Origin of the sequence: Haloferax massiliensis (assembly GCF_001368915.1) — an archaeon.
Classification (GTDB): Archaea; Halobacteriota; Halobacteria; order Halobacteriales; family Haloferacaceae; genus Haloferax; species Haloferax massiliensis.
Map to the genome: position 1 here is coordinate 1,000,497 of NZ_CSTE01000002.1, position 26,982 is coordinate 1,027,478.

At 68.9% G+C, this 26,982-nt stretch carries 30 protein-coding genes and 1 pseudogene; 16 read left to right on the plus strand and 15 right to left on the minus strand.

Translation table 11 applies throughout. From position 1 onward, the window contains the following. Positions 1-214 (plus strand): annotated as a pseudogene (locus tag BN996_RS20515) (hypothetical protein); the annotation flags it as partial. On the opposite strand, the gene BN996_RS09145 reads toward BN996_RS20515, so the two are convergent. Then, a complete protein-coding gene (locus BN996_RS09145; protein WP_089779897.1) occupies positions 215-1,120 on the minus strand; it encodes a class I SAM-dependent methyltransferase in 906 nt (301 codons plus the stop codon). It lies immediately after the preceding pseudogene. Between the two features lie 160 nt (positions 1,121-1,280). On the opposite strand from BN996_RS09145, the gene BN996_RS09150 reads away from it, so the two are divergent. Then, positions 1,281-3,494, plus strand: coding sequence for a DUF7527 domain-containing protein (locus BN996_RS09150; RefSeq protein ID WP_089778417.1), 2,214 nt, complete (start codon positions 1,281-1,283; stop codon positions 3,492-3,494). A gap of 286 nt (positions 3,495-3,780) precedes the next feature. Here the strand turns inward: BN996_RS09150 and BN996_RS09155 are convergent, their stop codons facing one another. Next, positions 3,781-4,086: a hypothetical protein gene (locus BN996_RS09155; protein ID WP_004043804.1), complete on the minus strand. Its 306-nt coding sequence runs from the start codon at positions 4,084-4,086 to the stop codon at positions 3,781-3,783. Positions 4,087-4,318: 232 nt separating this feature from the next. Here BN996_RS09155 and BN996_RS09160 point away from each other — a divergent pair, with 232 nt between their 5' ends. The 3 genes from BN996_RS09160 to BN996_RS09170 all read left to right on the plus strand — a co-directional run bounded on the left by BN996_RS09160 (position 4,319) and on the right by BN996_RS09170 (position 6,583). Further along, complete coding sequence (locus tag BN996_RS09160) at positions 4,319-5,650, plus strand: adenylosuccinate synthase (protein ID WP_089778418.1); 1,332 nt, start codon at positions 4,319-4,321, stop codon at positions 5,648-5,650. Between the two features lie 108 nt (positions 5,651-5,758). Further along, positions 5,759-5,944 carry a methytransferase partner Trm112 gene (locus BN996_RS09165; protein ID WP_013035425.1) on the plus strand — a complete coding sequence of 62 codons (186 nt, stop codon included), beginning with the start codon at positions 5,759-5,761 and terminating at the stop codon, positions 5,942-5,944. Positions 5,945-6,001: 57 nt separating this feature from the next. After that, a complete protein-coding gene (locus BN996_RS09170) occupies positions 6,002-6,583 on the plus strand; it encodes a DUF7524 family protein (RefSeq protein ID WP_089778421.1) in 582 nt (193 codons plus the stop codon). A gap of 48 nt (positions 6,584-6,631) precedes the next feature. Here BN996_RS09170 and BN996_RS09175 read toward each other — a convergent pair whose 3' ends face one another. Continuing rightward, a complete protein-coding gene (locus BN996_RS09175; protein WP_089778423.1) occupies positions 6,632-7,801 on the minus strand; it encodes a DR2241 family protein in 1,170 nt (389 codons plus the stop codon). After that, entirely contained in the window at positions 7,801-8,679 is an 879-nt protein-coding gene (locus BN996_RS09180) for a CbiX/SirB N-terminal domain-containing protein (RefSeq protein ID WP_089778425.1), read from the minus strand. Before BN996_RS09180 ends, BN996_RS09175 begins: the two co-directional genes overlap by 1 nt. Before the next feature lie 190 nt (positions 8,680-8,869). Here BN996_RS09180 and BN996_RS09185 point away from each other — a divergent pair, with 190 nt between their 5' ends. The 3 genes from BN996_RS09185 to cysS all read left to right on the plus strand — a co-directional run bounded on the left by BN996_RS09185 (position 8,870) and on the right by cysS (position 12,784). After that, positions 8,870-9,364 carry a DUF7523 family protein gene (locus tag BN996_RS09185; protein WP_089778428.1) on the plus strand — a complete coding sequence of 165 codons (495 nt, stop codon included), beginning with the start codon at positions 8,870-8,872 and terminating at the stop codon, positions 9,362-9,364. Between the two features lie 66 nt (positions 9,365-9,430). After that, positions 9,431-11,182, plus strand: a complete 1,752-nt coding sequence (locus BN996_RS09190) for a globin-coupled sensor protein (RefSeq protein ID WP_089778430.1) — start codon at positions 9,431-9,433, stop codon at positions 11,180-11,182. 117 nt (positions 11,183-11,299) lie between these two features. Beyond that, entirely contained in the window at positions 11,300-12,784 is a 1,485-nt protein-coding gene (gene cysS / locus BN996_RS09195) for a cysteine--tRNA ligase (protein WP_089778431.1), read from the plus strand. Here cysS and BN996_RS09200 read toward each other — a convergent pair whose 3' ends face one another. Beyond that, positions 12,785-13,288 carry a hypothetical protein gene (locus BN996_RS09200; RefSeq protein ID WP_089778433.1) on the minus strand — a complete coding sequence of 168 codons (504 nt, stop codon included), beginning with the start codon at positions 13,286-13,288 and terminating at the stop codon, positions 12,785-12,787. Positions 13,289-13,354: 66 nt separating this feature from the next. Continuing rightward, positions 13,355-13,639: a DUF357 domain-containing protein gene (locus BN996_RS09205; protein WP_089778435.1), complete on the minus strand. Its 285-nt coding sequence runs from the start codon at positions 13,637-13,639 to the stop codon at positions 13,355-13,357. A 141-nt stretch (positions 13,640-13,780) separates the two neighbouring features. Here BN996_RS09205 and BN996_RS09210 point away from each other — a divergent pair, with 141 nt between their 5' ends. Next, positions 13,781-14,830: an NAD(P)/FAD-dependent oxidoreductase gene (locus BN996_RS09210; protein WP_089778437.1), complete on the plus strand. Its 1,050-nt coding sequence runs from the start codon at positions 13,781-13,783 to the stop codon at positions 14,828-14,830. An 80-nt stretch (positions 14,831-14,910) separates the two neighbouring features. On the opposite strand, the gene BN996_RS09215 is transcribed toward BN996_RS09210, so the two are convergent. The 3 genes from BN996_RS09215 to BN996_RS09225 all read right to left on the minus strand — a co-directional run bounded on the left by BN996_RS09215 (position 14,911) and on the right by BN996_RS09225 (position 16,725). After that, entirely contained in the window at positions 14,911-15,096 is a 186-nt protein-coding gene (locus tag BN996_RS09215; RefSeq protein WP_089778438.1) for a hypothetical protein, read from the minus strand. 79 nt (positions 15,097-15,175) lie between these two features. Then, positions 15,176-16,384: a TIGR04347 family pseudo-SAM/SPASM protein gene (locus BN996_RS09220; protein WP_089778440.1), complete on the minus strand. Its 1,209-nt coding sequence runs from the start codon at positions 16,382-16,384 to the stop codon at positions 15,176-15,178. After that, entirely contained in the window at positions 16,381-16,725 is a 345-nt protein-coding gene (locus BN996_RS09225) for an Htur_1727 family rSAM-partnered candidate RiPP (protein ID WP_193310933.1), read from the minus strand. Before BN996_RS09225 ends, BN996_RS09220 begins: the two co-directional genes overlap by 4 nt. 73 nt (positions 16,726-16,798) lie before the next feature. Here BN996_RS09225 and BN996_RS09230 point away from each other — a divergent pair, with 73 nt between their 5' ends. Then, positions 16,799-17,311: a halocyanin domain-containing protein gene (locus BN996_RS09230; protein ID WP_089778442.1), complete on the plus strand. Its 513-nt coding sequence runs from the start codon at positions 16,799-16,801 to the stop codon at positions 17,309-17,311. An 88-nt stretch (positions 17,312-17,399) separates the two neighbouring features. Here the strand turns inward: BN996_RS09230 and BN996_RS20670 are convergent, their stop codons facing one another. Beyond that, a complete protein-coding gene (locus BN996_RS20670) occupies positions 17,400-17,534 on the minus strand; it encodes a DUF7560 family zinc ribbon protein (RefSeq protein ID WP_004970899.1) in 135 nt (44 codons plus the stop codon). A gap of 94 nt (positions 17,535-17,628) precedes the next feature. Further along, a complete protein-coding gene (locus BN996_RS09235; RefSeq protein WP_089778444.1) occupies positions 17,629-18,270 on the minus strand; it encodes a helix-turn-helix domain-containing protein in 642 nt (213 codons plus the stop codon). A gap of 183 nt (positions 18,271-18,453) precedes the next feature. On the opposite strand from BN996_RS09235, the gene BN996_RS09240 reads away from it, so the two are divergent. Beyond that, positions 18,454-18,801: a winged helix-turn-helix domain-containing protein gene (locus tag BN996_RS09240; RefSeq protein ID WP_089779902.1), complete on the plus strand. Its 348-nt coding sequence runs from the start codon at positions 18,454-18,456 to the stop codon at positions 18,799-18,801. After that, positions 18,801-19,001: a DUF7511 domain-containing protein gene (locus tag BN996_RS09245; RefSeq protein WP_089778446.1), complete on the plus strand. Its 201-nt coding sequence runs from the start codon at positions 18,801-18,803 to the stop codon at positions 18,999-19,001. The genes BN996_RS09240 and BN996_RS09245 overlap by 1 nt, the downstream gene beginning before the upstream one ends. Before the next feature lie 26 nt (positions 19,002-19,027). Here BN996_RS09245 and BN996_RS09250 read toward each other — a convergent pair whose 3' ends face one another. From BN996_RS09250 to btuC, 4 genes are all read right to left on the minus strand, one after another. Further along, positions 19,028-19,726 carry an RNA ligase partner protein gene (locus tag BN996_RS09250; RefSeq protein ID WP_089778448.1) on the minus strand — a complete coding sequence of 233 codons (699 nt, stop codon included), beginning with the start codon at positions 19,724-19,726 and terminating at the stop codon, positions 19,028-19,030. Between the two features lie 69 nt (positions 19,727-19,795). Further along, a complete protein-coding gene (locus BN996_RS09255; RefSeq protein ID WP_089778451.1) occupies positions 19,796-20,974 on the minus strand; it encodes a tubulin/FtsZ family protein in 1,179 nt (392 codons plus the stop codon). Between the two features lie 83 nt (positions 20,975-21,057). Then, positions 21,058-22,548, minus strand: coding sequence for a heme ABC transporter ATP-binding protein (locus BN996_RS09260; protein WP_089778454.1), 1,491 nt, complete (start codon positions 22,546-22,548; stop codon positions 21,058-21,060). Then, positions 22,545-23,639, minus strand: coding sequence for a vitamin B12 ABC transporter permease BtuC (btuC, locus tag BN996_RS09265; RefSeq protein ID WP_089778456.1), 1,095 nt, complete (start codon positions 23,637-23,639; stop codon positions 22,545-22,547). Before btuC ends, BN996_RS09260 begins: the two co-directional genes overlap by 4 nt. Before the next feature lie 60 nt (positions 23,640-23,699). Between btuC and BN996_RS09270 the strand changes: the two genes are divergently transcribed. From BN996_RS09270 to BN996_RS09285, 4 genes are all read left to right on the plus strand, one after another. Then, the gene (locus tag BN996_RS09270) at positions 23,700-24,863 is read left to right on the plus strand and encodes a PGF-CTERM-anchored ABC transporter substrate-binding protein (RefSeq protein WP_089778458.1); all 1,164 of its coding nucleotides are present in this window, start codon (positions 23,700-23,702) and stop codon (positions 24,861-24,863) included. 96 nt (positions 24,864-24,959) lie between these two features. Next, a complete protein-coding gene (gene srp19 / locus BN996_RS09275) occupies positions 24,960-25,238 on the plus strand; it encodes a signal recognition particle subunit SRP19 (RefSeq protein WP_089778460.1) in 279 nt (92 codons plus the stop codon). Beyond that, on the plus strand, positions 25,238-25,462 hold the full coding sequence (locus BN996_RS09280; RefSeq protein WP_089778462.1) for an H/ACA ribonucleoprotein complex subunit GAR1: 225 nt from the start codon (positions 25,238-25,240) through the stop codon (positions 25,460-25,462). The genes srp19 and BN996_RS09280 overlap by 1 nt, the downstream gene beginning before the upstream one ends. A 48-nt stretch (positions 25,463-25,510) precedes the next feature. Next, positions 25,511-26,527, plus strand: coding sequence for a presenilin family intramembrane aspartyl protease PSH (locus BN996_RS09285; RefSeq protein WP_089778464.1), 1,017 nt, complete (start codon positions 25,511-25,513; stop codon positions 26,525-26,527). Positions 26,528-26,982 lie beyond the last annotated feature (455 nt).

Here is a 26,982-nt window from a genome sequence, read left to right on the forward strand (position 1 = left end):
CCCGCTGGCGCTCGCGCCCGGCGTCTTCGACCCGTGGATGCCCCTCGTGACCGGCGTCGCGGCCGCGGCGCTCCTCGTCGGCTTCGCTCGGGACTGGGGCTACGTCTCGGGGCGATTCGGGGGTGTCGCCGACGCCGACGCCGACACCCGGGACGGAAGCGGCGGCAACGACGGACGGAGCCGAGGTGACGGGAACGCGTCAGCGCCCGAGTAATCAGTCGAGTTCGGCCAGCACGTCGAGGTTGTGAGCGATGTACGCGAGTTCGTCGCCCGCGAGGGCATCGTGTCGGGCGCGGAGCCACCCGTCGAGCGTCTCGCGGTCGACCGCGTCCGCCTCGCCGACGGACGCCTCGACGAAGCCGAGGATTCGGTCGAGGAAGACTCGCGCCTCCGTGTCGTGCGGCGGGTGGACGACCCAGTCGGAGCCGCCGGCCGCGACGACGGACGCGCCGAGGTCGGGGAGGACGGAAAGCAGGTCGGAGCCGGTGTCCGGGCCCGCGCGGTCGTCGCCGCGCATCGTCTCGTGGTACGCGCCGAGGACGTCGTCGTCGTGGGGGTGGCTCGGGCGGAACGCGGTTCGGCCGTCGAACGTGACGGGCGCGTAAAAGAGGCCGTCGTCGGTCAGCCGCGAGAGGAGCGCGGCGACCGCGCGGCGAAGCGGGAGCACGTCGAGGACCGCGTGGGCGACCACGAGGTCGATGGCCTTCGGGAGGACCGTCATCGCCTCGAAGATGTCGCTCGTCACGTAGGTGAGAGAGACGGAGCGGCCGTGGCGGTCGATGCGGAAGCCGTTCGACGTCGGCTCGGCGGTCCAGCCGGCGGCGCGAGCCCACTCGGCGAACGCCGCGGCCGCGTTGTCCGCCATCCCGCGCGTTCGGTCGACGAGGACGTACTTTATCTCGTCGTGCGCGTCGAAGACGCCCCACGAGAGGAGTCGCCGGCACATCGCGCCCGTTCCAGCCCCGACCGAGACGACGCGAAGCGGCTCTCCCGAACGCGACTCGGCGCGCGCCTCCAGCCGGTCTTCGAGGCTCGCCAGCGTCGGTCGGTGGAGCGCGCGGTCGTCCACGGACTCCTTCGCGCGGAGGTAGTGGACGAACCGGTCGTCGTGGCTGGTCACGACCGACTCGTCTCGGCGGACTCGTATAACCGTTCTCCCGGCCGGGCCGACGGACGCGAGCGAATCTGTCACGACGGACGCGCTGAAGTGTGAACTGAGCTAAACGTTCACTCGGTTCGCCCGGAAAGTATTTGATTCGGTTCCGGTGATGTAACGCCAAATGGATAGCGAGATTATCGACGCGGTGACCGGGTGGGACTCCGCGCCCGCCGAACGAGGCCACGGTGGCCTCCGGTCGCTCGCGGACGACGGCTTCACAGGAGCCGTCGTCGCTGGCATGACGTGGGGATTCATGCTCAACGGCCGTCTCCTCGGGGTTTTCGACGGGACGGTCGATGATTTCGAGGGTGAATCGTTCGAGGCGTATCGCGCACCGGACTCGGCGCTGCCGCTCCTGTACGCGATGCGGGAGACCGGCGGCGACGTCCGCGCGCAGTACTACACGGAGGAGACGCCGCTGCAGGACGCCGACGGAACGCTCTCGGCGGGCGGCTTCACCGGCTACGTCGAACTGTCGGAGAACGTGCTCTCGGGCGACTACTACGTCGTCTACCACGGGGGGAAGTCGATGAGCGCCGCCTTCGTCGGCAACAGCAGGCGACTCATCACCGGCGACGAGGCGTTCGAGCGCGCGAGCGACGAGGTTGGCATCTACAAGGTCTACGACGTGGACATCGACCTCGTCGACATTCCCGGGGGCGACCCCGACGAGGAGGCCGACGAGACGGCGGGAGTCGCCGCGGGCGGCGTCGCTCCGGCGGGTGACGAAGAGGTCGAGGACGACGCCGAGGGCGCAGACGACCCCGCGGCCGCCGACGAACCGGCCGCGTTCGAGACCGCCGACGCTGACGACGACACCGACAAGGGCGAACCAGTCGATGACGGGTCGGCGGACGAAGAGCCGACCCCTGCCGTCTCGGCCGACGCGGCCGCGGACGACGCCGAGCCGTCCGACTCGTCGACTCCCGACGACGGGGAGACCGAGGCGACTCCCGACCCGTCTGCCCCGCCGAGCGGGCCGCAGTCGCCGGCGCAAGCCGAGCCGACCACGCCGCCCGCGAAGCGGCCTGCGCCCGAGGAGTCCGAGTCGCGGTCCCCGACGGCCGAGGGGTCGGTCGTCGTCGACACCCCGCAGAAGAACGGCGAGCAGGCGTCTCCGGAGCCGCCCGCGGGGGACGACGCGACCGGCGACGACGTGTTCTCCGCCGAGGCGCAGTGGCGAAACGCCCGGTCGATTCCCTCGCTCGACCCCCGCGACGCCGAGGGCGAGTCCGTCGACGGCCGCCCCGGGACGCCACGGAGCCACCAGCGGAACACGAAGCAGGCGACGCATCACCGCCCGTCGCGGGGCGGCGCGGGCGGCGGCTCCCGTCCGTCACCGGAAGACCAGCCGACCCAGCAGCAGTCTCAGCCGGCCGAACAGACGCCGGAAGAGCCCGCCGTCGACCCGGCGGAAGCCGAGTCGCTGAAACAGCGAGTCGAGGCGCTGGCGTCCGAGCGCGACCGGCTCGAATCCGAGCGCGACGCCCTCCGCGAGGAGCGGGACGAACACCGCTCGCGCGCCGAGGAGCTGGAAGACCGCGTCGCCGAACTCGAATCCGAGGTCGAGCGGCTTCGGGGACAGCTCGACGAGGCGGGCATCCGGTCGACCGACCGCTCGATGTCGGCCGACGAGGCGCTCCGCGGGACGAACCTGTTCGTCCGCTACGCCCGGAAGGGCGAGGCGACGCTGGAGAAGGCCCACGACGGGCAGGCCTCCCGCGAGGAGGTCGTCGAGAACCTCCGGCTGGAACACCACACCACGTTCGACACGGAGGGGCTCGGCATCGACGGCCAGCCCTACGAGGAGTTCCTCCACGAGACGCCCGAGTACGGCTTCGCCAAGTGGGTCGTCACCGACCTGCTCTACGAAATCGGCGAGACGGGCAATCGGTCGAGCCTCGCCGGCGTCTTCGACTCGATTCCGAAGGCCGACCGAATCGAGCTGTACGGGAGCGTCTCGATACCCCTCGGCGACGGCGAATCCGAGTCGCGGCAGTTCGACATCATCGTCCGCGACCAGATGGGCGAGCCGCTGTTCGTGGCGAACCTGAACGACTCGCGGGACCCGGCGACTCGGCCGATGGTCACCCAGCTCATCAAGGACTCGAAGAGCGTCGCCAACGCGAAAGAGACGCTCGGCTCGGCGTTCGTGGTCACGAAGAGCTTCTTCGAGCCGGGCGCGCTCGAAGCCGCCACCGAGGAGACCGGCGGCGGTCTCCTGAGCCGGTCGAAGCGCAAGAGCTTCGTGAAGCTCTCGCGGAAGCAGGGCTACCACCTCTGTCTGGTGGAGGCCCGCGGCGGCGAGTTCCACCTGAACGTTCCCGACCTCTGAGTCGGCGACCCCCTCGGCGTCGCTGTTCTGTTTTGCGTTCGGTCTTCTGTGACGGCCGCGCGGAGAGCCCCGCGGCTGTCAACGTTACTGAACGATAGTAAGACGACCGCGGTGCCCGAGAGCGATTCGTGCCCGGGGGCGACCGCGGCGAGTGTCCGTGGTGTCGCGTCGGTACAGCCGGCACCGTCCGCGTCGAAGCGTCGCTAACGCGGCCGGTCCGATGTCGTGCCCGGAGAGACTCGTCGGACGAAACAGGATAGAACGACCGCGTGCGCCTGAAGTGTGGTTAGTTCTCGATTTCGGCCGCTTCCTCGATCTTCATCGATTCGAGCTTGCCGACGATTTCGTCGAGCTTGTCGTCGAGTTCGTCGACGAACTCCTGGGTGCGCTCGGTGGTGATTGCGCCCTGGCTGGAGGGTTCGATGAGGTTCTCTTCTTCGAGGACGCGGAGGGAGTAGCGGACCTTGTGGTGCGGGTAGCCCGTCTCGTTGGACATCTTCACGATGCCGATTGGCTCACTCTCGATGACCATCTTCAGGACCTGGAGATGGCGCTCCAACATATCGACTTCCTTCTCAAGTCGGTCTATCATGCCATTTGTTAACTCTTCTTGGGAGGCTTTAAGCCTTGCCCTCTGAGTCGGAGAAAAATCCGGTAACCCGACCTTACTGAGGACACTAATTAACCGTTGTGTTATCCGTCGCCACGTCAATGCGTGTTCATGGCGTATTTTTCGGTGACTGAGATTGAATTATGCACGCCTGTGCATTGCTCGTCGGCCGCGACCGTAATCTGTTTAGTCCGGCGCGGGGAACGGCCGACGTATGACTGTTACCATCGTCGGTTCGCAACTCGGCGACGAGGGCAAAGGCGCGCTCGTCGACCTGTGGGGCGGCGACGCTGACATCGTCGTCCGCTATCAGGGCGGCGACAACGCCGGCCACACCGTCGTCGAAGACGGCGAGGAGTACAAGCTTTCGCTCGTCCCGAGCGGGGCCGTCCGCGACAAGGTCGGCGTCCTCGGAAACGGCTGCGTCATCAACCCGCGGACGCTGTTCTCCGAAATCGACGACCTCCGCGAGCGCGGCCTCGACCCCGACGTGCGCCTCGCCAAGCGCGCGCACGTCATCATGCCGTACCACCGCCGCCTCGACAACATCGAAGAGGAGGCGAAGGCCGACTCGGACCTCACCGTCGGCACGACCGGCCGCGGCATCGGCCCCACCTACGAGGACAAGGCCGGCCGCCGCGGCATCCGCGTCGGCGACCTGCTCGACCCCGACGTGCTCCGCCAGCGACTGGAGTACGTGGTCCCCCAGAAGCAGGCGCTCATCGAGGACGTGTACGGTCTCGAAGCCGGCGAGGAGTGCGACGTGGAAGCGCTCGTCGAGGAGTACACCGAAATCGGCCGCCGCCTCCGCGAGGACGACATGGCCGTCAACTGCGGCGACTTCCTCGCCGAGCGCCGCGAGGCGGGCGACAACGTGATGTTCGAGGGCGCGCAGGGCACGCTCATCGACATCGACCACGGGAGCTACCCGTACGTGACCTCCTCGAACCCGACCGCCGGCGGCGCGGCCACCGGCACCGGCGTCGGCCCGACCGTCGTCGGACAGGGCGAGGTCGTCGGCATCGTCAAATCCTACCTCTCCCGCGTCGGCGAGGGACCGATGCCGACCGAGCTGAAAGACGACGACCGCGACGAAGAGCTCGCGGACTTCATCCGCGAGAAGGGCGGCGAGTTCGGCACCGTCACCGGCCGCCCGCGCCGTATCGGCTGGCTCGACATGCCGATGCTCCGCCACGCCGCCCGCGTCAGCGGCTTCACCGGCATCGCCGTCAACCACCTCGACGTGCTCGCCGGCCTCGACGAGGTCAAGGTCGGCCACGCCTACGAACTGGAGGGCGACGAACGCCTGACGATGCCCGCGACGACCGAGCGCTGGGGCGAGTGCGAACCCGTCCTCAAGGAGTTCGACACGTGGCCGGAAGTGGACTGGGCGGCCGTCGCCGAGGAGGGCTACGACGCCATCCCCGACGCCGCACAGGACTACCTCGAATATCTCTCGGACGAACTCGACGTGCCGATTTACGCCGTCGGCGTCGGCCCCGGCCGCGAGCAGACGGTCCACATCGAGAACCCGTTCGACAACTGAGCGCCGCGCTGTCGCCCGCCTCGTGGCGGCGCGTCTCCGTCCGCCGACCACCGCCGCGACGGCGGCGAACCCGTACGCTTTTACTTCGCGCAATCCACCGTCACGACGATGAAAGAATCCCTGATGGACATCCTCTGTGACCCCCTCGACAAGAGCGAACTCGAGCTGGAAGTCGACGAGCGCGACGGCGACGAAATCATCGAGGGGCGGCTCATCGGCACGGTCACCGGCGAGGTGTACCCCATCGAGGACGGCATCCCGAACCTCCTGCCGCCGGACATGCGCGACGACTGAGGAACGACACCTCATCGGACCTGAACGTTTTTCTATTCTCGTCTCGACGGTGAAGCCGTGTCGAACGCGCCGCTCACCGTCACGCTGAACGACGAGCGCCCTCACGACCTCTCGGTAGCGCCGTCGTTCTCGACGAACGGGCCGTTCTCGGTCGAACTCGCGAACGAGGGGCAGGCGGTGCACGTCTACCTCCACATCGACGACGAACTCTCGCGCGCGGCGAGCCTGTCCGAAGGGAACCACTTCGTCGACGGCGGCCAGACCAAGACCGTCGAGGTGTTCGTCACCTCGCCGCCCGAACCGGTGTCGGGGAAGCTCAAAATCGTCTCCGGCCACGGCTCGGAGACGAGATACGTCGACGTGACCGTCGAACCCGGCTCCGGTGGCAAACCGCCGGTCGACGTGGACGAGACGCTCTCAAAACCCAAGCAACCCGAGCCCGAACCGAGCGTCACCGAAAGCATCGCCGACGTGTTCCCGAGCGTCGACCCGCGTGCGGCCCCGGTGTTCGGCCTCGCGCTCCTCGCGCTCGTCCTCGCGGTGGCCCTCGCCTCGCTGTTCGAGAGCTTCGCGATCACCCTCGGTGCCGGCGTCGTCGTCGGCGTCGTCCTCGCGGCGCTGGTGCTGACGATGCGGTGACGGTATCGCGGCCCCCGAAAACGAACCGCAGAGCGCTCGCGGCGCGGCCTACTCGTCGTCGGGCGCGTCGGTCGGGACGCCGCCGAGGTTCCCCTCGTCGTCGAACAGTTTCGCGCGCAGGAACCGCGCCCGGTAGCGGTTCGCGCCCTCGTACACGTCGGCCTCGCGGATGTCGTCGGTGCGGCCGTCCGCGACGGCGTCGATGATGTCCTCGACCTGTTTTTTCTCCGAGGGCGTGAGTTCGAACTCGTACGTTTGGGTCTCCTCGCCCTCCAGCCGCGTCCACTTTCGGGACGCCGCGATGACGACGGAACACGGCTCACGGCACGGGAACGCGCCGTCGCCGCCGTCGACGTCGAGGTCGGTGCCGTCGTCGTACTGCCACTCGCGGCGCTTGACGCACTGGCTGTCGTCACAGCAGGCCTCCGCGACCCAGTCGACGTGCTCGTGGCCGTCGCCGCGGTTCCACGTCTTCACGACGCTGTACATCCCGGTCTGGCGGCCGACGGCGTCCTCCCAGTGTGCCACGTCGAGTTCGCCCCGGCGCTCGCGGTACCAGTTCGGCACCGACGCGGGGTAGAACGTCTCGACGGTCTCCACGAGGTCGCGGCCGTCGAGGTCGGGGAACACCCAGCCGCCGGCGAGGTTGTTGCCGGACTTCAGCGGGCGGTACCGACCCTTCTCGTCGTAGGTCGCCAACTGCCGGGCCGCGAGCGGTTCGCGGTAGGCGTCGAGGGCGTCGCGGTCGGCGTCGGCCTCGTCGGCGTGGCGGAGTTCGTAGGACCGCTCGCCGCGGTCGTCGACGGTGGCCGTGACGAGCAGTTGGCCCCACTCGCGGCTGACACCGTCTCGGAGGGCGTCGTAGCGCTCGGGGACGGAAGCGGCGTCGGCGTCGGCGTCGGCGTCGTTATCGCCGCCGTCTCCATCGCCGTCGCCGTCGCCGCCCGCATCGACCGGCGCGCCCTCGACCCAGCGGAGGAACGCCCGCCGCTGGGGGCTGGACTCGTCGACCACCTCGGACCAGAAGTACCAGTTCGTCGCGTAGTCGTCGCAGTCGGCGAGGGCCTCGCGGAGACCGCCCTCCGTGAGCCCCGAGAGCGTCGAGTCGGGCGTTTCGAGCCGGTAGCCGTCGTCGCCGTGGGTGACGACGAGACCGTCGAGCGAGACGCCGTCGCCGGTCGCCGCGGCGTCGACGAGGGCGTCGAGGTGGTGTCCCATCAGTTCGCCTCCTGCGGCGTCTTCCGGGTGCGTTCGCGCACGACTTCGAGGCTGTTACCGATGTCGGCACCCGCGTCGGCGGCGCGTTCGAGCACCACGTCGGCCATGAGGCCCTCGGTCCCGACCGCGCCCGCGTACCAGATGCGGTGGCCGTCGACCTCCGCGGGCACGTCGTAGCCCGCGCGGTAGTCGTCGGTGAGGCCCATGTCCTCCGGGATGTCCTCTTGGGTGTGGAAGCCGTCGGCGATGAACAGCGGGACGACCACCACGTCCTCGGAGTCGAAGTAGTCGGTCACGTCGTCCACTTCTGGCTCCTCGTCCATGTAGAGCGCCTGTACCTCGTCGAAGCGGTCCATCTCGCGGATGCGGTCGGCGTGGTACTCGATGGCCTTCGCGGAGTTCTCGTTGCGCTCGGTCCCGTGGCCGACGACGGCGAGGCCGAAGCCGTCGCCGACGTTCGGGTCGCCGGTGACCGTCTCGGCGCGGCGGACTAACACGTCGGTCATCGCCGCGTGCGTCCCGACCGGCCCGCAGTAGTGAATCGTCTTCTCGGGCACGTCGCTCGCGGTGAGGGTGACGTGCGACGCCGACAGACCGTCGGAGTCCCAGTCGGCCACGTCCCACCCGTCGAGGCGGAGTTCCCGCGGGATGACCTGCTCCGTGAAGTAGCCCTCGCTGATGAAAAGCGGGACGACGTACACCTCGTCGGCCTCCACGGTCCGGAGCACCTCGCGGATCGACGGCTCTTCCTTCCAGAAGCCGGTCCGCACCTCGTCGAACGCGCCCACCTCGCGGACCGTGTCCGCGTGGTCGTAGGTGGGGGCGCTCGAATCCGGGTTCAGGTGCGACCCGTGCGCCACGATGACCAGAGCTTGCATGTCCGGGGGTTACGAGGGGAGTGTCTTATGGACTTCGCATCGGAGAAAGGAATCTTCGGGTTCGGACAACTCGCGTTCGCCACTCGTTCAGCCGACGCGTCGCGGTGCGCCGCGGTGCCGGTCCCGTCGGCGACCCGGACGGCGGCCGACGAGCGGCGGTTTTTTGCGCACGCCCGACCACCACGGAGCCATGTCCCTCGCCGCCGACGCGCGCGACGCAGTCCGCGAACGACCGTATCTCCTCGCCGCGCTCCGCGCGGGCGTCGTCAACTACGCCGCCGCCGCGGCCGAACTCGACCTCGGCGACGACGAGGCGGTCGCGGCCGCGCTCCGCCGGTTCGCCGACGACCTCCCGCCCCTCGAAGCCGACCCCCGAGACGCCGCCGTGACGATGCGAAGCGGCGTCGGCCTCGTCGGCGAAGACGTCGAGGAGGCCGACGACGACCCCGTGCTCTCGGTCGCCGGCGTCGACCTCGCGAGCGGCGGCCCGCTCACGGCTATCATCGCCGAGGGCGACGTGGACCCGACCGTCCTCACCGCCGTCCTCTCCCGACTGGACGCCGAGTCCGTCGTCGTCGACGCCGCGGGCGTCGCGGGCGACGCGCTCGCCGTGGTCGTCCCGCGCCGACAGGGTGCCGCCGCCCTCCGCGTCGTCGAGTCCGCCGTCAGCGATTTATACGTCTGATTCGAGGCTATCAACCGTGATATCCGGCGGCCGGCGCTTATTACGTCGGAGTCGCTGAATTCGTCAATGGTTTCGCCCAGCCCACGCGACGACGACGGCAACATCTCGCTTTCATCCACGGAACTCCTCGCCGAGCTCGACCTCGACGCCGACGAGTTGGGCTGGCGGCAGTCGTTCGTCGGCTTCGACGACGAGGACGCCGCGCGCCTCGCCGACCTCCGGGGCGTCGTCGAGGCCCGCGACGAGGCGCTCGTCGACGGATTCGTCGAGCCGATTCTCGCCAACGAGCGGACGGTGGACGTGGTCGACCGCTCGGAGAGCGACCTCGACGGGCTCCGGGCGGTCGTCTCCGGCTACTACCGCTCGTTCACCGACGGGAACTACGACCGGAACCACTACGCGGCGCGCACGCAAATCGGCCTGCTCCACGACAAACTCGACATGCCGCTGCACTACTTCGGCGGGATGTTCGCCAACGTCACCGGCATCTTCGCGGACGAACTCCGCGGGCGCGCCGTCGCCGACGCCACCGAGTCGCTGTCGGGCGAGGACGCCGACCGCGTCGAAGCCGCCGTCGACGAGGCGTTCGCGGACATGATGGCCGTCGTCCGCGGGCTCAACCTCGACCGACAGGTCGTCAACGCGACCTACCTCTACTCGTACTCGCTGGACGTCCGCGAGGAGGTCAGACGGGCCAGAGAGAGCCGCGGGGACCTCGAATCGGTCGCATCCCAGCTCCACGAGGAGACCGCCGGGACGAGCGAGAGCATCGCCGAAATCGAGGAGCTGGCGGCTCGGCAGGCCGACATGACCGAGGAAATCGCCGCCGAGCTGTCGAACCTCAGCGCGACCGTCGAGGAGGTCGCGGCCACCGCCGACGACGTCTCCTCGCGGAGCGACGAGGCCACCACGCGGGCCGAGGAGGGCCGCGCCGAGGCCGGCGAGGCGATCGACGCGATGCGGCAGGTCGGCGACGACCGCGACGAGATAACCGTGAACGTCGAGGCGCTCGTGGCCGCCATCGACGAGATTCAGGACATCGTCGAGGTCATCGACGAGGTGGCCGACCGGACGAACCTGCTCGCGCTCAACGCCTCCATCGAGGCCGCCCGCGCCGGCGAGGCCGGTTCCGGCTTCGCCGTCGTCGCCGACGAGGTGAAGTCGCTCGCCAACGAGTCGAAGTCGCAGGCCGAGCGCATCGGCCAGATGATAGAGGACGTGACAGACCACATCGAGGACACCGCCGAGGCGCTGTCGTCGGCCGACGAGAACATCGACCACGGTATCGAGCGGGTCGAGTCGACCGTCGAGAGCCTCGACGAGATAACGGACTCGGTCGCCGACGTGACCGACGGCATCGACGAGGTGGCGCGGGCGACCGACGAGCAGGCGACGCTCACCTCCGACATCGCCACCTTCGTCGACGACGCGGCGACGCAGGTCGACGAGGTGACCGCCGAGATAGACCGCATCTCCGAGAGCGTCTCCGAGCAGGCCGAACAGGCCGCCGACCTCGACACGGCCGTCGAGGACTTGGACCGCGAGGCCGACCTCGAATCGTTCCGCCGGCGCGCGGAGACGACGACCGACGGCGGCGTCGCCACCAGAGGCGGGCACTACGCGCTCGCGTCGGCGGCGAACGCCGACCGCGCGGGCGGGAGCGAGACAGAATCCGCGACCGCGCCAGCGACCGGCGGCGACCCGGCCGACGGCGACCCGACCGACCGGATTCCGGCGTTCGTCAAGCGACTGCTCTCGGAGGAGACGCTGGCGAAGATTCGCCGCGGCGAGGCCGACCGCCCGGAGTGGACGAAGTAGCCGCCGCGAGGAGGTGACGACGGCGCGGCGGTCGCCTCGTCGGGCCGACCGCGTATCGACGCCGAACCGACCGCGGTTCCGACGGGTTGAAAGTGGTGCCGAGAGTAGCCGAGTGCGATGACCCTGTCCGTGACCAACACCCTGACGGGAGAGCGCGAGGAGTTCGAGTCGCACGGCGACGAAGTGTTGCTCTACGTCTGCGGACTGACGGTCTCGGACGACGCCCACCTCGGCCACGCCCGCCTGTGGATGCACGCCGACCTGATGCACCGCTGGCTGGCCTACGAGGGCTACGACGTGCGCCACGTCGAGAACTTCACCGACGTGAACGAGAAGATAGCCGCCCGCATCGGCGAGGGCGACCTCGGCGACGACGAGGCCAGCGTCGCCGAGCACTTCGTCGGCGACGTGATTCGCGACATGCGCGGGCTGAACCTGAAGCGCGCCGAGGTCTACCCGCGCGTCTCCGAGCACATCCCCGAGATTATCGACCTCATTCGGACGCTCGTCGACCGCGGCCACGCCTACGAGTCCAACGGCTCGGTCTACTTCGACGTCTCCACGTTCGACGACTACGGGAAGCTCTCGAACCAGAAGCTCGAAGAGCTGGAGTCGCGGGCGACGAGAGACGAGCGCTCAGAGAAGCGAAACCCGACCGACTTCGCGCTCTGGAAGGCCGGCGCGGTCGACCCCAAGACGGCCGCCGAACACCGCGACCCGGAACTCGAACCGCTCCACGACCCGTGCGGTCAGACGTGGGAGTCGCCGTGGGGCGAGGGCCGCCCCGGCTGGCACATCGAGTGTTCGGCGATGTCGATGACGCACCTCGGCGACACCCTCGACATCCACGTCGGCGGCCGCGACCTCGTGTTCCCGCACCACGAGAACGAAATCGCCCAGTCGGAGGCGGCGACCGGCCAGCAGTTCGCCCGCTACTGGCTCCACGTCGGCCTGCTCCAGACCGAGGGCGACAAGATGAGTTCGAGCCTCGGCAACTTCTTCACCGTCGGCGACGCCCTCGACGAGTTCGGCGCGGACGTGATTCGGACGTTCTACCTCTCGACGGCCTACAGCTCCGAACAGACGTACTCCGAGGAGACCATCGCCGAGGCCGAAGAGCGCTGGGAGCGCCTCGAACGCGCCTACGAGGCCGCCGTCGACGCCGCCGACAGCCCCGACGCCCGGACGAAAGTCGAGGCCGCGGCCCTCCGCGAGGCGGTGACCGAAACGCGCGAGAACTTCCGCGAGGCGATGAACGACGACTTCAACGTCCGCGAGGCGATGGCCGAACTGCTCGGCCTCGCCGGCGCGGTCAACCGCCACGTCGCCGACGCCGACGAGTACGACTACCGCGCGCTCCGGCGGGCAATCGAGGCGTTCGAGGACCTCGGCGGCGAGGTGTTCGGCCTCTCGTTCGGCGGCGCGGGCGAGGGCGGCGACGTGTCCGTCGCGGAAGACCTCGTCCAACTCGTCTTGGACGTGCGCGAGGCCGAGCGCGAGGCCGGCAACTACGAGCGCGCCGACGACCTGCGCGACGACCTGACGGCGCTCGGCGTCGACGTCGAAGACGGTCCCGACGGCGCGACGTTCCGGTTCGAGTAGTCAGTCGAACCGAAACAGCACGACCGCGAGGTCGTCCCGCGCCGCCTCGTCACCGGCGACGCGACTCCCGCCGTCCTCCGAGATTCCGAGTTCGCGAGCCAACAGGCCGTGCGCCGCGGCGTAGCGGTCGAGCAGGTCCGCGGCGAACTCGCCCGTGACGACCTCGCCGGTCGCCTCGCGCCGCCGGCCGCGGTACCACAGGCGGCACGCCATCGGCCGGCGGAAGTTCTTCCACCAGTTGCTCTCCGCCTCGGGCGTGACGGCGACGATACCGCCGCCCGCGACGGCGTAGGCGACGGGGAACGTGTACCGTCGGCCGCTCTTGGGGCCGACGTAGGAGACGAGCACGAACCAGCGACTGGCGAGTCGATGGAGCGGCGAGCGGAGCACGCGACGCAGAAACGGGTTGGCGAACCGCTGTTCGAGCGTTCGCTGGGCGTCCGAAACGCGAGCGACGGCGGGAGCGACGGCGGCAGTGGCGGCGACGACGGCGGTTGGGGACATCTGTTCGCGTGTCGTACGCGCCCGTCGGAGAAAAATCGGTCACACGGCGAACAGGTGCGACGCCGGTCACATCGTAAACAGGTGCGAGCCGTCGGGCACGTCGAACAGCCCCATCCTGACGCCCGCGTCGAGCCAGCCGTAACCGTATGAAAACGACGCCAGCGCGTTCACCCAGTCGTCTGCCTCCTTGAAGTGGCGGCCGTCGTCGAGGTAGGACTCGGCCATCTCCAGGCAGTCGGCGGCGGCCTCGCCGAGGTGCGTCTCGTCGGGGACGGCCTGCACCGCCTCGTCGAGCGCGTCGGCGAGCATCCCCTCGTAGCGGTTCGTCTTCTCCTGTAGGTCGGCGGCCATGCGGAGTGATGCGTCGGCGACGGATACCGGTCTTTCGCTCCGCGGGCCGCGAGCGCCGTGGCATGCGTTGTCGTGCCGGTGGTGTAGCGCTCCTCGCAATACAGCGAAACCTTAAGACGCCGGTGTAGCGAACTATCGGCTATGACAGAGGACGCCGATTCGTTCGTGGAACACAGGAAACTCATCATCGCCGGCTCGGGCATCTCCGGGCTCTCGTCGGCCATCTACGCGGCCCGCTCCAACAACGAGCCGCTGGTGCTGGAGGGCGACGAGCCGGGCGGACAGCTCACGCTCACGACCGAGGTCGACAACTACCCCGGCTTCCCCGAGGGCATCTCCGGGCCGGAGCTCATCAACAACATGAAAGAGCAGGCCGAGCGCTTCGGCACGGAGATCCGCCACGGCATCATCGAGGACGTGGACGCCTCCGAACGCCCCTTCACGGTCACGCTCAAGAACGGCGACGTGTACACCGCCGACGCCCTCATCGCGGCGTCGGGCGCGTCGGCCCGCACCCTCGGCATCCCCGGCGAGGAGAACCTGATGGGCTACGGCCTGTCGACGTGTGCGACCTGCGACGGCGCGTTCTTCCGCGGCGAGAAGATCATGGTCATCGGCGGGGGGGACGCCGCCGTCGAGGAGGCCAACTTCCTCACCAAGTTCGCCTCGACGGTGTATCTCGTCCACCGCCGCGAGGAGTTCCGCGCCGAGGACTACTGGGTCGACCGCCTGATGGAGAAGGTCGACGAGGGCGAAATCGAACTCATGCTCAACACCGAAGCGACGGAGCTTCACGGCTCGCCCGAGGAGGGCGTCGACCACGTGACGCTCGTCCGCAACCCCGAGGGTCACCCGAGCGACAAGCTCGACGACCCCGAGACCGAGGAGTTCGACTTCGACGTGGGCGCGGTGTTCTACGCCATCGGCCACACGCCGAACGCCGACTACCTCGACGGCACGGGCGTCCAGCGCGACGAGGACGGCTACATCATCGCCAAGGGCGGCTCCGGCGGCGGTCAGACCGCGACCGACGTGCCCGGCATCTTCGCCGCGGGCGACGTGGTCGACTACCACTACCAGCAGGCCGCGACGGCCGGCGGCATGGGCGTGAAGGCCGCCCTCGACGCCGACGACTACCTCGAAGAGCTCGAACGCGAGGAGAAGCGGGCGGCGGCGGGCGCGGCCGAGTAAGCGAGCGTCGGCGGCATCGCGCCCTCGCTGGCGCTCGGCGCTCCGCTCAGGTTTTCTCTCGGATTTTTCTTCGGCTCTCCTTACGTCAGCGACCGCAGCAGCCACGCGAGAACGAAGCTAATCGCCACGAAGATGAGGTAGACGCCCGCCGAGAACCGCACGTCCACGACGCCGGCCGCGTCCGCGACTGCCACGGCGAAGAGGACGAGACCGACGCCGACGAGACCGTTCCCGAGGATGTTCGGAACTCCCCGTTTGGTTTCCATACCCGCGGTTGGTGTCGCCGAAAAATAAGCGTACGGAGCGTTCCCAGCGGGTGAAAGGGTGCGTGGTCGGTCCGTAGTCTCAGTCGGCCGCGCCCGGACTCGCGTCGGCACCCGCACCGCGCTCTTCTGGCGTCAGGTAACACTGCGGGTCGGGACCGAACAGCTCGCCCGTCGCCGCGAGCGACCGAAGCCGAGAGGAGCCGCGACAGACGTCCTGATACTGACAGGTCGCGCACTTGCCGGTGAGGTGGCGTTCGCGCTCGCGGAGCTTGGCGAGAAGCGGGTTCGACTCGTCGTCCCAGATGTCGCCGAACGGGCGGTCCCGGACGTTGCCGAGGCTGTACCCCTGCCAGAACTGCGTGAGGTGGACGTCGCCGCGGTAGTCCACGTCGGCGACGCGCTCGCCGGTCGGGTCGCCGCCGTTGACGCGGAGGTAGCGGTGAATCCGGTCGGCGTGGTCGGCGTCGAGTTCGTCGCGGGCGTACTCGACCACGTAGGCGGAGTCGGCGTAGTTGCCGACCAGAAGCGTCTCTATCTCCTCGCCCTCGGCGTGGTACTCGCGGGTCATGTCGAACAGCCGGCGGACGGCGCGGCGCTGGGCCTCGTCGTCGAGGTCGGCGTCGGCGATGTCGCCGCCGCGGCCGCCGTAGTCGAGGTGGTAGAAACAGAAGCGGTCGACGCCCACGTCGTACAGCAGGTCGACCACGTCCTCCATGTCGGCGGCGTTGTGCTCGGTGATGGTGTACCGGAGGCCGGTCTTGAGGCCCACCGAGAGGCAGTTTTCGATGCCGCGGACGGCGGCGTCGAACGCGCCGTCTTTCCCGCGGAAGCGGTCGTTGCGCTCCTCCAAGCCGTCGACGGAGACGCCGGCGTAGGAGAGCCCGGCGTCGCGGAGCGCGCGCGCTTTCTCCTCGGTGATGAGCGTCCCGTTGGTCGAAAGCACCGCCCGGATGCCGGCGTCGGTGGCGTAGTCGACGAGTTCGACGAGGTCCTCGCGGACGAGCGGTTCGCCGCCCGAGAACAGCAGGACCGGCACGTCGTAGGCCGCGAGGTCGTCGATGAGACCCTTCGCCTCGGCGGTCGAGAGTTCGCCCTGCGCGGGGTCGAGGTCGGCCCCGGCGTAGCAGTGTTCGCAGTAGAGGTTACAGCGCCGCGTCGTGTTCCAGACCACGACCGGGCGCTTCTGTTTCTCCTCGCGTATCTGTTCGATGTCGGCGTCGGGGTCGTCGTAGCGGAGACCGTCGCCCTCGGCTCCCTGTCCGCACAGGAGCTTGCTGATGGAAATCACTCGGCCGACACCCCGTTTTCGGCACCACGGGCGTCTCCCGCGCCGTCGTCGTGCTCCATCCCGCCGTTCGACCCCTCGCCCTTCGCCGCGAGGTCGTTGCCACCGAGTCGGAGGAACTCGTCGGCCGGCGCGAGCCAGAGGTCAGCGTCGCCGTCGCCGAACAGCGTCCGCGCCTGCTCGGTCGCGAGGTCCTCGGCGGGCGCGGTGACGCTCCCGACGTGGCGCATCGGCTCGGTCGGCACGTCGCGGTAGAACACTTCCCACTGGCGGCTGCCGTCGATTCGCGGTCGTCGCCTCGGGTCGTCGTCGTCCATGTCGTCGCCTTCGGGCGGGACGGCCACGCTCGTTTCGCCCGTTTTCAGCGCGTGGGAATCGAAGCTTTCGACTTGTTCGGCCACTCACTAGCGCCAGCTAATGACGAAACGGTTCTCCCGACGGTCGTTCCTCCACGCAACGGCGGCGTCGACAGGTATCGCGCTCCTGGCGGGCTGTTCGAGTTCGTCCGGCGGCGGCTCCGGCGGCGCGGGCGACGGAGACGGCGACTCGTCCGACGAAGAAGACACCCCCGAACACGAGATGCGGGACTTCGGCGGCTGGTTCGACCGGACGGGTAACTACGACGGCGTCCACGACCTGACGGGACAGGACAGCGTCACGGTCGCGGTCGGCGCGGCCGGCAACGGCGGCGGCTACGCGTTCGCTCCCGCCGCGGTGCGGGTCTCGCCGGGGACGACGGTCGTCTGGGAGTGGACCGGAAACGGCGGGACGCACAACGTCGTCAACCGCGAAGACGGCCTGTTCGAGTCGGAGCTCACCGTCTCCGAGGGTCACACCTTCGAGTACACGTTCGAAGAGTCCGGCGAGTACAAATACGTCTGCGTCCCCCACGAGACGCTCGGCATGGTCGGCGTCGTCGTCGTCGAGTAAGCGTGAGCGGTCGCGGCGTCGGCACTATCCTCGCGTCGTTCCGGACGAGCGACCTCTCAGTCCGCGGGCAGGTCGCCCGGCGGCGTCGTCACGCGGACTTCGGGGCGTCGTTCAGCGGCGCGGTACAGAGGACGCAGCCGGTCTCCCGGAGCGTCCGCATCATCGGCTCGTTGACCCGGTAGCGCTCGCCGCACTCGGGACAGGTCACGTCGAACTCGCGCATCGTTGCTCACCGACTAGTGGTACGCCGCGGGGACCCGAGGGGGCGCACCCTGCATTCGCGGGGGACTGATACCCCGTCGATACGTCTCATCTCGTCACTCCTGCAGGATGGCACCCATGAGTTTCTTCTGGGCCATGGCGAGGTGCTCGGAGAACGTCGAGGTCGTGATTCCGAGTTCGGCCGCGACCTCGCCTTTGTTCGCGCGCCGCGGGTGGTCGAAGTAGCCCATCTCGTGGGCCGTCTCCAGCACCTCGCGCTGGCGGTCGGTGAGCTGGCCGCGCTCGACCAACACGAGGTCCCGCGACTCGTCGGTCGACGACTGGAGCAGTCGGCGCACGTCCACCGACCCCGACGACTCCCGGAGGGACGCGACCACGTCGCGGAGCGTCTCCACGTCGGGCGCGTGGAACGTCAGAAACAGCGCGCCGTCGCGCGTCTGTACGTCCACGACCGGACAGTCGAACGCCTCGACGCGCTCGCAGGGACAGCCGATGCCGCCCTCGCGGTCGAACCGGTAGACGCTGCCGTCGCCGTACTCGAACAGCCGTTCCATCTCCTCGGGAACCCCGTCGTCGTCGTCGAAGACGAACTCCTCGACGACCGACCCGCGCTCGTTGGGAGCCATGCTCCGCGAGAGCGCGTAACCCGAGGTGTCCCCCTCGGAGACCGTTGCGACGGGACACCCGTCCGGCCCCGTCACCTTCAACTCCGCTCTGATACCCGCTGCGCTCGTCATAAGAGTACGAAGTCGCCCCAGCCCCTGATATAAACACCCCCGATACACCGGGCCTTTATATCGTGGTCCGTTTCCAGTCGCCGCCCGCCGTTGAGCGGACCGCGGCCGGTCACGGAGCTATAAAGCGCCCCCTATATTCTGGGTGCCCTTCGACGGGCGACGCGGGCGAATCTACGGATGAGCATGCAGACCGGCCTCAGACGCAAGCCGACCGGACCAACGCCCGCCGAACTGGAGGCGGAACAGGTGCTGGAAGCGCTCTCGGACCACGCGTGCCGGCGAATCCTCACCACCCTTCAGGGTGCGGCCGAGCCGATGACCGCGCAGGACCTCTCCGAGGCGTGCGACGTGCCGCTGTCGACGACCTACCGGAAGGTCGAACAGCTCTCGGAGGCGGGCCTGCTCGAAGAGACCCTGCAACTGCGGGCGAACGGGACCCACACGCACCAGTATCGGTCGAGCGTCGAGTCGGTCACGGTGTCGCTGAACGACGACCGGGGGCTCGAAGTCGCCCTCGGAGGAGACCGCTGATGGGGTCGGAGCCGGTGCACCCGCCGGACTCGGGGCGCGAACACCCCGAACGGCCGCGGCTCGCGTCGCGGTTGACCACCCATCCCGACGGGCGCGAGGAGTGTACGATTTACCCGGCTGACGCGACGCCCGAAGACCAACTGACGCAGTGGCTATCGGCGTTCGAGGGGAGCTACGTCGACCTCGACTCGATGGCGTAGGTGTCGGGGCGAGAGCGACGGCGGAGTCACAGTCGGTCGGCGTCGACGCCGTCGTCGCCCCTGCTCCACGGGCGCGGGCTGTCGAGCGCCATGAGGTACTCCTCTAAGAGGGTCGGGAACGCCCGGCCGCGGAGGTTCCGCAGGCCGAAGTCGGCGGCCCAACTGATGATGCCCGTGTCTTCGGTGACGACGCCGGCGTTCAGTTCGCGCGCGAGGATGAGGAGGTCGAAGTCCTCGCGGGAGTCGAGGACGCCCTGTCTGAGCGCGCCGCGGTAGTCCTCGCGGAGGTCGGAGATGACCTTGTCCACGTCGGAGAGCTTCGACCCGCCGTTGGAGCGCCGTTTCGACTCCTCGGCCTTGCGGACGGCCTTCTCGGAGACGCGGAGGCCGCGGTTGACCCGGTCGGACATCTCGTCGATGAAGCGGTAGACGACCTCCGCGGGGATGTACACCTCGTAGCGGTCGGGGTGTTTCTTGATGACCCACGTGTCGAGTTTGCCGAGCACGTCCTCCGAGACGCCGCGGTCGCGCAGGATGTGTTCCAACTCCGCGGCGATAGACGGCGGCATGTAACACGAGATGTTCAGGTCCAGTCGCGCGGCGGCGATGGTGTCGAGGAGCCGTTCGATTCCCTCCTCGAACGTCTCGTCGTCGTCTCGAATCTCCTCGGAGAGAAACAGCGAGGTGTCGAGCACGAAGCGTTGTTTCAGCGGGTACTCGGCCATCGTTCGCCAATTGGTACCGCGTCACTATGACCCTTCCCCGTGGACGAAGGAGAGAGGAACGAAAAAAGCTCAGAACAGCGGTTCGATGCGGTCGTCGCCGGTCGAGATGAGGTCGTCGAGCGACGCCGCGCTCGACTCGCGCTTGGCGAGCATGTCGCGTTGGGTCTCGATGGCGACCGCCTGCAGTTCTTTCACCCGCGGCACGTCGTAGACGCCCGACAGGAGCACGACCGCGGCGACGAAGTTCGACCCCACGGGGTAGTCGCCGCCGCGAATCTCCATCGTCCCGGTCTCGTCTTCGAGCCACGTCCGCGCGCGCTCGATACCGCGGCGCGAGAGCACGTCCGGCGGGCCGGCGACGACGACGAGGCCGCGCTCCGCGCCGGAAATCTCGCACGGCAGCGTGAGTCGGCCGAGCGTGGCGCGGCGCACGAGGCTGGTGATTCGGTTCGTCGAGTCGCCGCCGTCAGCGGCGTCGACGGCGTCGGCCGCCCCACCGGAGAGCCGGGAGAGAAGCCCGCGCTTCGGGCGGTCGAGTTCGACGGAGGCGTAGCCGATAGTCGAGATGCCGCCGCTGGCGAGCGTGTTGATTATCTCGGAGGCGTCCACGACGGACTCCGCCACCGCGCCGGAGCCGTCGCCCTCGCCGGCGCTGAACAGCACGCCGAGGCGGCGGGCGAGTTCGGCGTTGATACTGCCGTAGCCCGCTTCGAGCGACTCACCGGTCTTCCGCCAGGCGTCGTTGTCGAAGACGATGAGGTTGTCGACCTCGCGGACGAACGTCTGGAAGGAGCGCGCGGCGTTGAGCGTGTAGATACCGCCTTCGTCCCGCGCGGGGAGGACGCCGAGCCCGTAGACCGGCTCGGTGTAGATGTGCTTCAGTTCGCGCGCGACGACGGGCGCACCGCCGGAGCCGGTGCCGCCGCCGAGGCCGGCGACGACGAGGAAGGCGTCTATCTCGTGGACCGGGAGGTCGTCGACCATCGAGAGCACCTCGCCGACGTCTTCTGCGGTCACCTCCGCGCCGAGTTCGTTGTCCGCGCCGACGCCGTGGCCCTTGACGCGGGTCAGGCCGACGAGCACCTGCCGCGACTCGGGGATGTTTCGGAGCCCCCGGAGGTCCGAGCGGGCCGTGTTGACGGCGATTGCGTCGACGACGAACCCCGTGTTCGTCCGTCGCTCGTAGTCGACGATGGCGTCGACTACCTTGCCGCCAGCCTGTCCGATACCGATGAGTGCGAGTTTCATGGCCGTGTTCCTCTCAGAAATCGTACTACTAGACGCGCGCTCAGGGCTTGAATATACTGCCCGTAGCACCGCGCAACGACAGCTTAACTGGAAAATAAGTCCGACGCTCGGCCGTCGGTGACAGTGTCGGAGTCGGTCGATTCGCGGTCGGTGGAGTCGGTGGAGTCGGTGGAGTCGGCGCTCGCGGGCGTCTCGCGGTCCTCGGGGCCGGTTGCACCGTCGTCGGAACCGCCTTCACCGTCGTCGGAGTCGGTGGGTCCGCCGTCGCGCTCCCGGAACGAGTCGCAGGCGAGTTCGCCGACGACAGACAGGAGGTCGCCCGGTTCGACGACTCGGCCGCGCTCCCGCAGGCGCTCGTAGACCGCGAAGCCGTCGTCGCCGGCGTAGTTCCGCTCCGAGAACGGTCGCTGTTCGACGAGGACGAGGCGGTCGGCCCCGGCCGCGGCTTCGAGGTTGGCGAGGTTGCCGCCGCCGACCTCCACGTCGGCGACGACGGTCACGTCGGCGGCTTCGACCCGCGACTCGACCGCGGCCCGCGCGGCGTCGTCGACCGGCGAGTACGGCGGCACGGTCACGAGGTCCGCGCCGACCCCGCGGGCGGCCTCGGCGTCTGTGTCGCCCTCGTTGAGCGCGCCGGCGGACAGCGCGTAGCCGGCCGCCGACAGCAGGTGGAGCGCCCGCGCGCCGGTGCCGCCCCCGCCGACGACGTGGACCCGGCCGTTGGCGTCGTCCGAAGGCGGTGGGAGGGCGGTCACGTACACCGAACCGGTGACGGGGTGCCGCGAGACGACCGCCTCGGCGTCGAACGCCTCGCGGAGGTTCTCCTCGGAGAGCACCGCCGCGGGGTCGCCCGCCGAGAGGACGCGCCCGCCCGACAGGAGGACCAGCGCGTCGCAGTAGTGGGCCGCGAGGTTGAGGTCGTGGATGGCGGCGACCGCGGTCGTCCCGTCGGCGACGAGGTCGGAGACGAGTTCGAGCGTGCGGACCTGGTGGTTGATGTCGAGGCTGGCGGTCGGTTCGTCGAGGAGCAGGACGGGCGTCTCCTGTGCCAGCGCGCGGGCGATGAGGACGCGCTGGCGCTCGCCGCCGCTGACTTCCGTGACGGGGCGGTCGGAAAGCGATTCGACGGCGGTCCGGCGCATGGCGGCGTCGACGGCGGCCTCGTCGCGCTCGCGCCAGCCCTCGAAGCGCCCGCGGTGGGGTGTGCGGCCCATCTCGACGACGTCGCGGACGGGGAAGTCGAAGGTGACGCTCGTGGTCTGGGGGACCGTCGCCACCAGCCTGCTCGCCGCCTTCGACGACAGGGCGTGGACGTCCTCGCCGACGACGCGGACCGACCCCTCGTCGGGCGCGAGCCCCCCGTTGAGCGTCCGGAGGAGCGTCGTCTTCCCCGCGCCGTTGGGGCCGATGAGCCCGACGAAGGTCCCTTCGCCCACGTCGACCGAGACGGCGTCGAGGATTCGCTGGCCGCCGAGGGAGACCGACACGTCGTCGAGCCGAATCGCCGGGTCGGCGTCGCCGAAGGGGTCAGGGTCCGGTGAATCCCCGTCGTCGGGGAGCGTGTGGTCGCTCACGGCGAGCGCACCTCACGCGTGCGGAGCAGGTAGAGGAAGAAGGGCGCGCCCACGGCGGCGGTGACGACGCCGACCGGAATCTCCGCGCCGCCGGAGCGCGCGACGGTGTCGGTGGCGACGAGGAACGACGCGCCCGCCAGCGCCGACGCCGGGAGCAACACCCGGTGGTCGGGGCCGACGACGAGCCGGAGCATGTGGGGGACGACGAGGCCGACGAAGCCGATGACGCCGGAGACCGAGACGGCCGCGGCGGTGACGACGCTCGCGGTGGCGAGGAGGAGCTGTTTCGTCCGCTCGACTTCGATGCCGAGGGCGTGGGCGTCCTCCTCGCCGAGGAGCAGGACGTTCAGGTCGCGGGCGTGAACCACGAGAAGGAAGAAGGGAAGCGGCAGGACGAGGGCGAGCATGCCGACCTCGCTCCACGTCGCGCCCGCGAGGTGGCCCATGAGCCAGAAGACGACCTGCCGGAGGCTCTCGCCGCTCTGGAGGAGGAGAAACGAGATGACCGCGCCGAGGAACGTCTGGACGGCGACGCCCGCGAGAAGCAGGGTCGCCACCGGCGTCCGACCGCTCTCGGTGGCGATGAGGTAGACGACGAAGGCGGTGACGACGGCGCTGACGAACGCCGCGCCCTCCAGCCCGAACGGAATCGAAAGCGACAGCACGATGGTCGCAACCGCGCCGACGGCGGCCCCGGAGGAGACGCCGACGATGGAGGGGTCGGCCATCGGGTTGCGGAAGAAGCCCTGCATCACGGTTCCCGCGGTGGCGAGCGCGAAGCCGACGAGCGCCGCGAGGAGGATGCGGGGCAGGCGGACCGAGAGCACGATGATGCGGGCGGGTCTGGGGACGGCGAACTCGAACGGCGAAGCGAACTCCAGCGTCGGCGTCGGAACCGGCCCGACGACGGGGAGGGCCGTCGCGCCGCCGAGAGAGACGCCGACGGGGACGGGCAACGCGTCCGCGAGGATGGCGGCGACGGTCCGCGGCGGGATGGTCACGGCCCCGATTCCGGCGCTCGCGACGACGACCAAAAGCAGGAGCCCGGAGAGACCGAGCGACCACGTGGTCGCCCGCGTTCGAACGCTCATTGAGCACAACCGCGCTTTCAGTAGGTAAATATTTATTGAACAGCCGCTGAGGCCACTACCGTGAACCGACAACTCGTCGTCGCCCTGCTCGCGTTCGCGACCGTGTTCGCCGGGGTTCCGGCACCGGCCGCGGCCGCGGTAGGGCAAGCGGCACCGCACCAGACCGCGACGTGTACGTTCCCGGTGACGGTCACCGACGCCACGGGGACCGACGTCACCATCGCCGAGGACCCCGAGCGGGTCGTCACGACCAACCCGAGCGCCGCCCAGACCATGTGGGAACTCGGCGCGCGCGACGAGGTCGTCGGCGTCTCGCAGTACGCCACGTACCTCGACGGCGCGGCCGAAAAGGGGAACGTCTCCGGCTCCGGCGGGCTCAACGTCGAGGCGGTCATCGGTCTCGAACCCGACCTCGTGTTGGTCCCGAACTCCTCGTACAACGCCGAGCCCGACCGCATCGAACAGCTTCGCTCGGCGGACATCTCGGTCGTCGTCTTCGAGTCCGGGAAGTCGCTCGACGCCGTCGCCGACAAGGTCGAACGCGTCGGCCGCATGACCGGCAACTGCGAGGCCGGCGTCGAGCGCGCGAGCGAGATGCGCGAGTCGATGCAGCACATGGAACAAGCCCTCGACGGCGCGGAGCGCCCGGTCGGCCTCAACTCCTTTTTCGGCTACAGCTCCGGGTTGGGCACGTTCATCTCCGACATCATGACGACCGCCGGCCTGCGCAACGGCGCGGCGGAGGCGAACCTCACCGGCTTCGTCCAGATTAACGAGGAACGCGTCGTCGAGATGAACCCCGAGTACATCGTCGTCCCCGACCACGCGCCCGTCCCGAGCAGTCCGGCGTACAACAGCACGACGGCGATACAGGAGGGTAACGTCATCGTCATCGAGGCGCACAAGCTCCAACAGCCCGCCCCGCGGGCAATCGAGGCGAGCGAGGCGATTCTCGAAGCGGTCCACCCCGACGCCTACGAGCGCTACCGGCAACTCGAAACCGAATCGGCGACGGAGTCCCCGGAATCCGCGACCGAGGACGCAACTGAGACGACCACGGCCGCGGACGCGACTGCAACCGACGCGACCGAAACCGACGCGGCCGAATCGACCGCGACGACCGGGTCGTCTGAATCGACCACCGAGAGCGACGCGCCCGGGTTCGGCGTCGTCGCCGGCCTCGCCGCCGTCGGCGCGGTGGTCCTGCTCGCGCGCCGCCGATAACCGCGCCGAGACCCACGCCGTCTCCGTTTCTCCACCCCGTGCTCCCGGCTCCGTGAGACCACAACCGTATTACCGTCGGGTGGCGGACACACGGGTATGGTCGAGAACGTCATCTACCCCGCCTACCTCGACGCCTCTCTCTCGCGCAGCGAGGGCCGGCGGGTCGCCCAGTCCGCGGCGGTCGAAGAACCGACCGTCGACGAGATTGCGAAGGCCGTCCAGCAGGTCGGCTACGACGCCGTCATCGAACGGGACAAGCGATACTCCCGCGAGTTCGACACCCGCGGGCGCGTCCTCGTGAACAACGCCGACGACGCCACGAAAAACGACATCGTGCAGGCGGTCGCCGCCTACGTCGGAATCCTCCGCGACTGATGCGACGAATCGGCACGGTCTCCCGAACGGCGCAGGGACTCGCCATCGTCCGCCTCGACGACGACGACCACCCGGACATCGGTACGATGGTCCTCGACGAATCGCTGTCGACCGTCGGCCGGGTCGTCGACGTGTTCGGCCCGGTCGACCGACCCTACGTCGCCGTCACCGCGGACGACGGCTCGCCCGCCCGCCTCGTCGGCAGCAAGCTCTACGCTCGCTGACGACGCCAGAGCGCAACCCCCATACCCCTCGGGTGGGAACGCCCCTGCATGTCACGCCGCGCCTATCGGGGGGTCGCCCTCGCCGCCCTCATCTTCCTCGTCGTGCAACTGGGGGCGCTCGCCCTCGTGCCGACGTTCTTCGAACAGGGGTACCAGACGGTCGAAGACCCCTCCGACCCGACGAACAGCCTCCTCTACATCGGCGCGATTATCGTCATGACCGCGTTCATGCTCGCGGCGTTCAAGTACGACCTCGACCAGCTCATCCGCCTCGTCATCGTCTTCACGAGCGGCCTGCTCGCGTGGTACGTCTTCGCCGCGCTCATTCCCAGCGCGCTCGTCGCCGTCGGCCTCTCGGCGGCCGTGGCGCTCGCGCTGCTCGTCTACCCCGAGTGGTACGTCATCGACGCCGCCGGGGTGCTCATGGGCGCGGGCGCGGCCGCCCTGTTCGGCATCAGCTTCGGCCTGTTGCCCGCTATCGTGCTCCTCTCGGTCCTCGCGGTCTACGACGCCATCAGCGTCTACAAGACCAAGCACATGCTCGACCTCGCGGAGGGCGTGATGGACCTCCGCATCCCGGTCGTGCTCGTCATCCCGACGACGCTGTCGTACTCGCTTCTCGACAGCGACTTCGACCGCGACGCCAACGAGGTCGGCGACGGCGAGAACGCGACCGACGGCGGCGAACCGGCAGAGGTGGCCGACGCGGAGACGGCTGACACCACTGCCGACACCGACGCCGAGTCGGATTCCGGCGAACGCGACGCCTTCTTCATCGGCCTCGGCGACGCGGTCATGCCGACCGTGATGGTCGCTTCGGGCGCGTTCTTCTCCGAAGCGCCGTCGCTCGGCGTCGGCGCGCTCCCGGCGCTGAACCTCCCGGCGCTCCTCGCCATGGTCGGGACGTTCGCCGGGTTCTCCGGGCTGATGTGGGCCGTGATGAAGGGGCGGGCGCACGCCGGCCTGCCGCTTCTTAACGGCGGCGCAATCGGCGGCTACCTCGTCGGCTCGGTCGTCGCGGGCGTCCCGCTCGTCTCGGCGCTCGGACTCGCGCCGTACCTCTGAAAACCGGTGCCGTCGAAGTTCTCTGCCGGTGATTGTTTGTTGCGGCTGTGCTGGATAGAGCGCGAATCGGTCATGGTAACTTGCCGGGCTTCGGTCGTCCGAGTCGGCAGATGGAGAGCTATTCTTCAATCGTGAGTGTATAGCTCCACTCAAACGCTTCCCATGTCGTGTCCGCTCTAACTTTCGGCACAAATGATTCGGTAAAGCGGTGTTCCCCTGCGGGAAGACAACCCATATCTTCGGGTCGGTTACTCACCCACTTGTCCATCGTGGCCTCCAATATTTCCCGCTCCGGGTAATGCAGTACAGTGTATTCGGTCTGAATGCACTCTCCCGCATCGAGTGACTGCCATCTAAGCACGTCAGGAAGAACGAAGTGAACAAGATTCGTCTGCCAGCACCCCTCGACCGAGCGGTCCGGGATAATCTTGTTCCGAAGGCGTGTCTCTGTACCT

Coding starts and splice junctions, on each gene's coding strand:
- BN996_RS09150 (WP_089778417.1), top strand. CDS start 1,281: ATGGATAGCGAGATTATCGACGCGGTGACCGGGTGGGACTCCGCGCCC.
- BN996_RS09155 (WP_004043804.1), bottom strand. CDS start 4,086: ATGATAGACCGACTTGAGAAGGAAGTCGATATGTTGGAGCGCCATCTC.
- BN996_RS09160 (WP_089778418.1), top strand. CDS start 4,319: ATGACTGTTACCATCGTCGGTTCGCAACTCGGCGACGAGGGCAAAGGC.
- BN996_RS09165 (WP_013035425.1), top strand. CDS start 5,759: ATGAAAGAATCCCTGATGGACATCCTCTGTGACCCCCTCGACAAGAGC.
- BN996_RS09175 (WP_089778423.1), bottom strand. CDS start 7,801: ATGGGACACCACCTCGACGCCCTCGTCGACGCCGCGGCGACCGGCGAC.
- BN996_RS09180 (WP_089778425.1), bottom strand. CDS start 8,679: ATGCAAGCTCTGGTCATCGTGGCGCACGGGTCGCACCTGAACCCGGAT.
- BN996_RS09185 (WP_089778428.1), top strand. CDS start 8,870: ATGTCCCTCGCCGCCGACGCGCGCGACGCAGTCCGCGAACGACCGTAT.
- BN996_RS09190 (WP_089778430.1), top strand. CDS start 9,431: ATGGTTTCGCCCAGCCCACGCGACGACGACGGCAACATCTCGCTTTCA.
- cysS (WP_089778431.1), top strand. CDS start 11,300: ATGACCCTGTCCGTGACCAACACCCTGACGGGAGAGCGCGAGGAGTTC.
- BN996_RS09200 (WP_089778433.1), bottom strand. CDS start 13,288: ATGTCCCCAACCGCCGTCGTCGCCGCCACTGCCGCCGTCGCTCCCGCC.
- BN996_RS09205 (WP_089778435.1), bottom strand. CDS start 13,639: ATGGCCGCCGACCTACAGGAGAAGACGAACCGCTACGAGGGGATGCTC.
- BN996_RS09210 (WP_089778437.1), top strand. CDS start 13,781: ATGACAGAGGACGCCGATTCGTTCGTGGAACACAGGAAACTCATCATC.
- BN996_RS09215 (WP_089778438.1), bottom strand. CDS start 15,096: ATGGAAACCAAACGGGGAGTTCCGAACATCCTCGGGAACGGTCTCGTC.
- BN996_RS09230 (WP_089778442.1), top strand. CDS start 16,799: ATGACGAAACGGTTCTCCCGACGGTCGTTCCTCCACGCAACGGCGGCG.
- BN996_RS20670 (WP_004970899.1), bottom strand. CDS start 17,534: ATGCGCGAGTTCGACGTGACCTGTCCCGAGTGCGGCGAGCGCTACCGG.
- BN996_RS09235 (WP_089778444.1), bottom strand. CDS start 18,270: ATGACGAGCGCAGCGGGTATCAGAGCGGAGTTGAAGGTGACGGGGCCG.
- BN996_RS09240 (WP_089779902.1), top strand. CDS start 18,454: ATGCAGACCGGCCTCAGACGCAAGCCGACCGGACCAACGCCCGCCGAA.
- BN996_RS09245 (WP_089778446.1), top strand. CDS start 18,801: ATGGGGTCGGAGCCGGTGCACCCGCCGGACTCGGGGCGCGAACACCCC.
- BN996_RS09250 (WP_089778448.1), bottom strand. CDS start 19,726: ATGGCCGAGTACCCGCTGAAACAACGCTTCGTGCTCGACACCTCGCTG.
- BN996_RS09255 (WP_089778451.1), bottom strand. CDS start 20,974: ATGAAACTCGCACTCATCGGTATCGGACAGGCTGGCGGCAAGGTAGTC.
- btuC (WP_089778456.1), bottom strand. CDS start 23,639: ATGAGCGTTCGAACGCGGGCGACCACGTGGTCGCTCGGTCTCTCCGGG.
- srp19 (WP_089778460.1), top strand. CDS start 24,960: ATGGTCGAGAACGTCATCTACCCCGCCTACCTCGACGCCTCTCTCTCG.
- BN996_RS09280 (WP_089778462.1), top strand. CDS start 25,238: ATGCGACGAATCGGCACGGTCTCCCGAACGGCGCAGGGACTCGCCATC.
- BN996_RS09285 (WP_089778464.1), top strand. CDS start 25,511: ATGTCACGCCGCGCCTATCGGGGGGTCGCCCTCGCCGCCCTCATCTTC.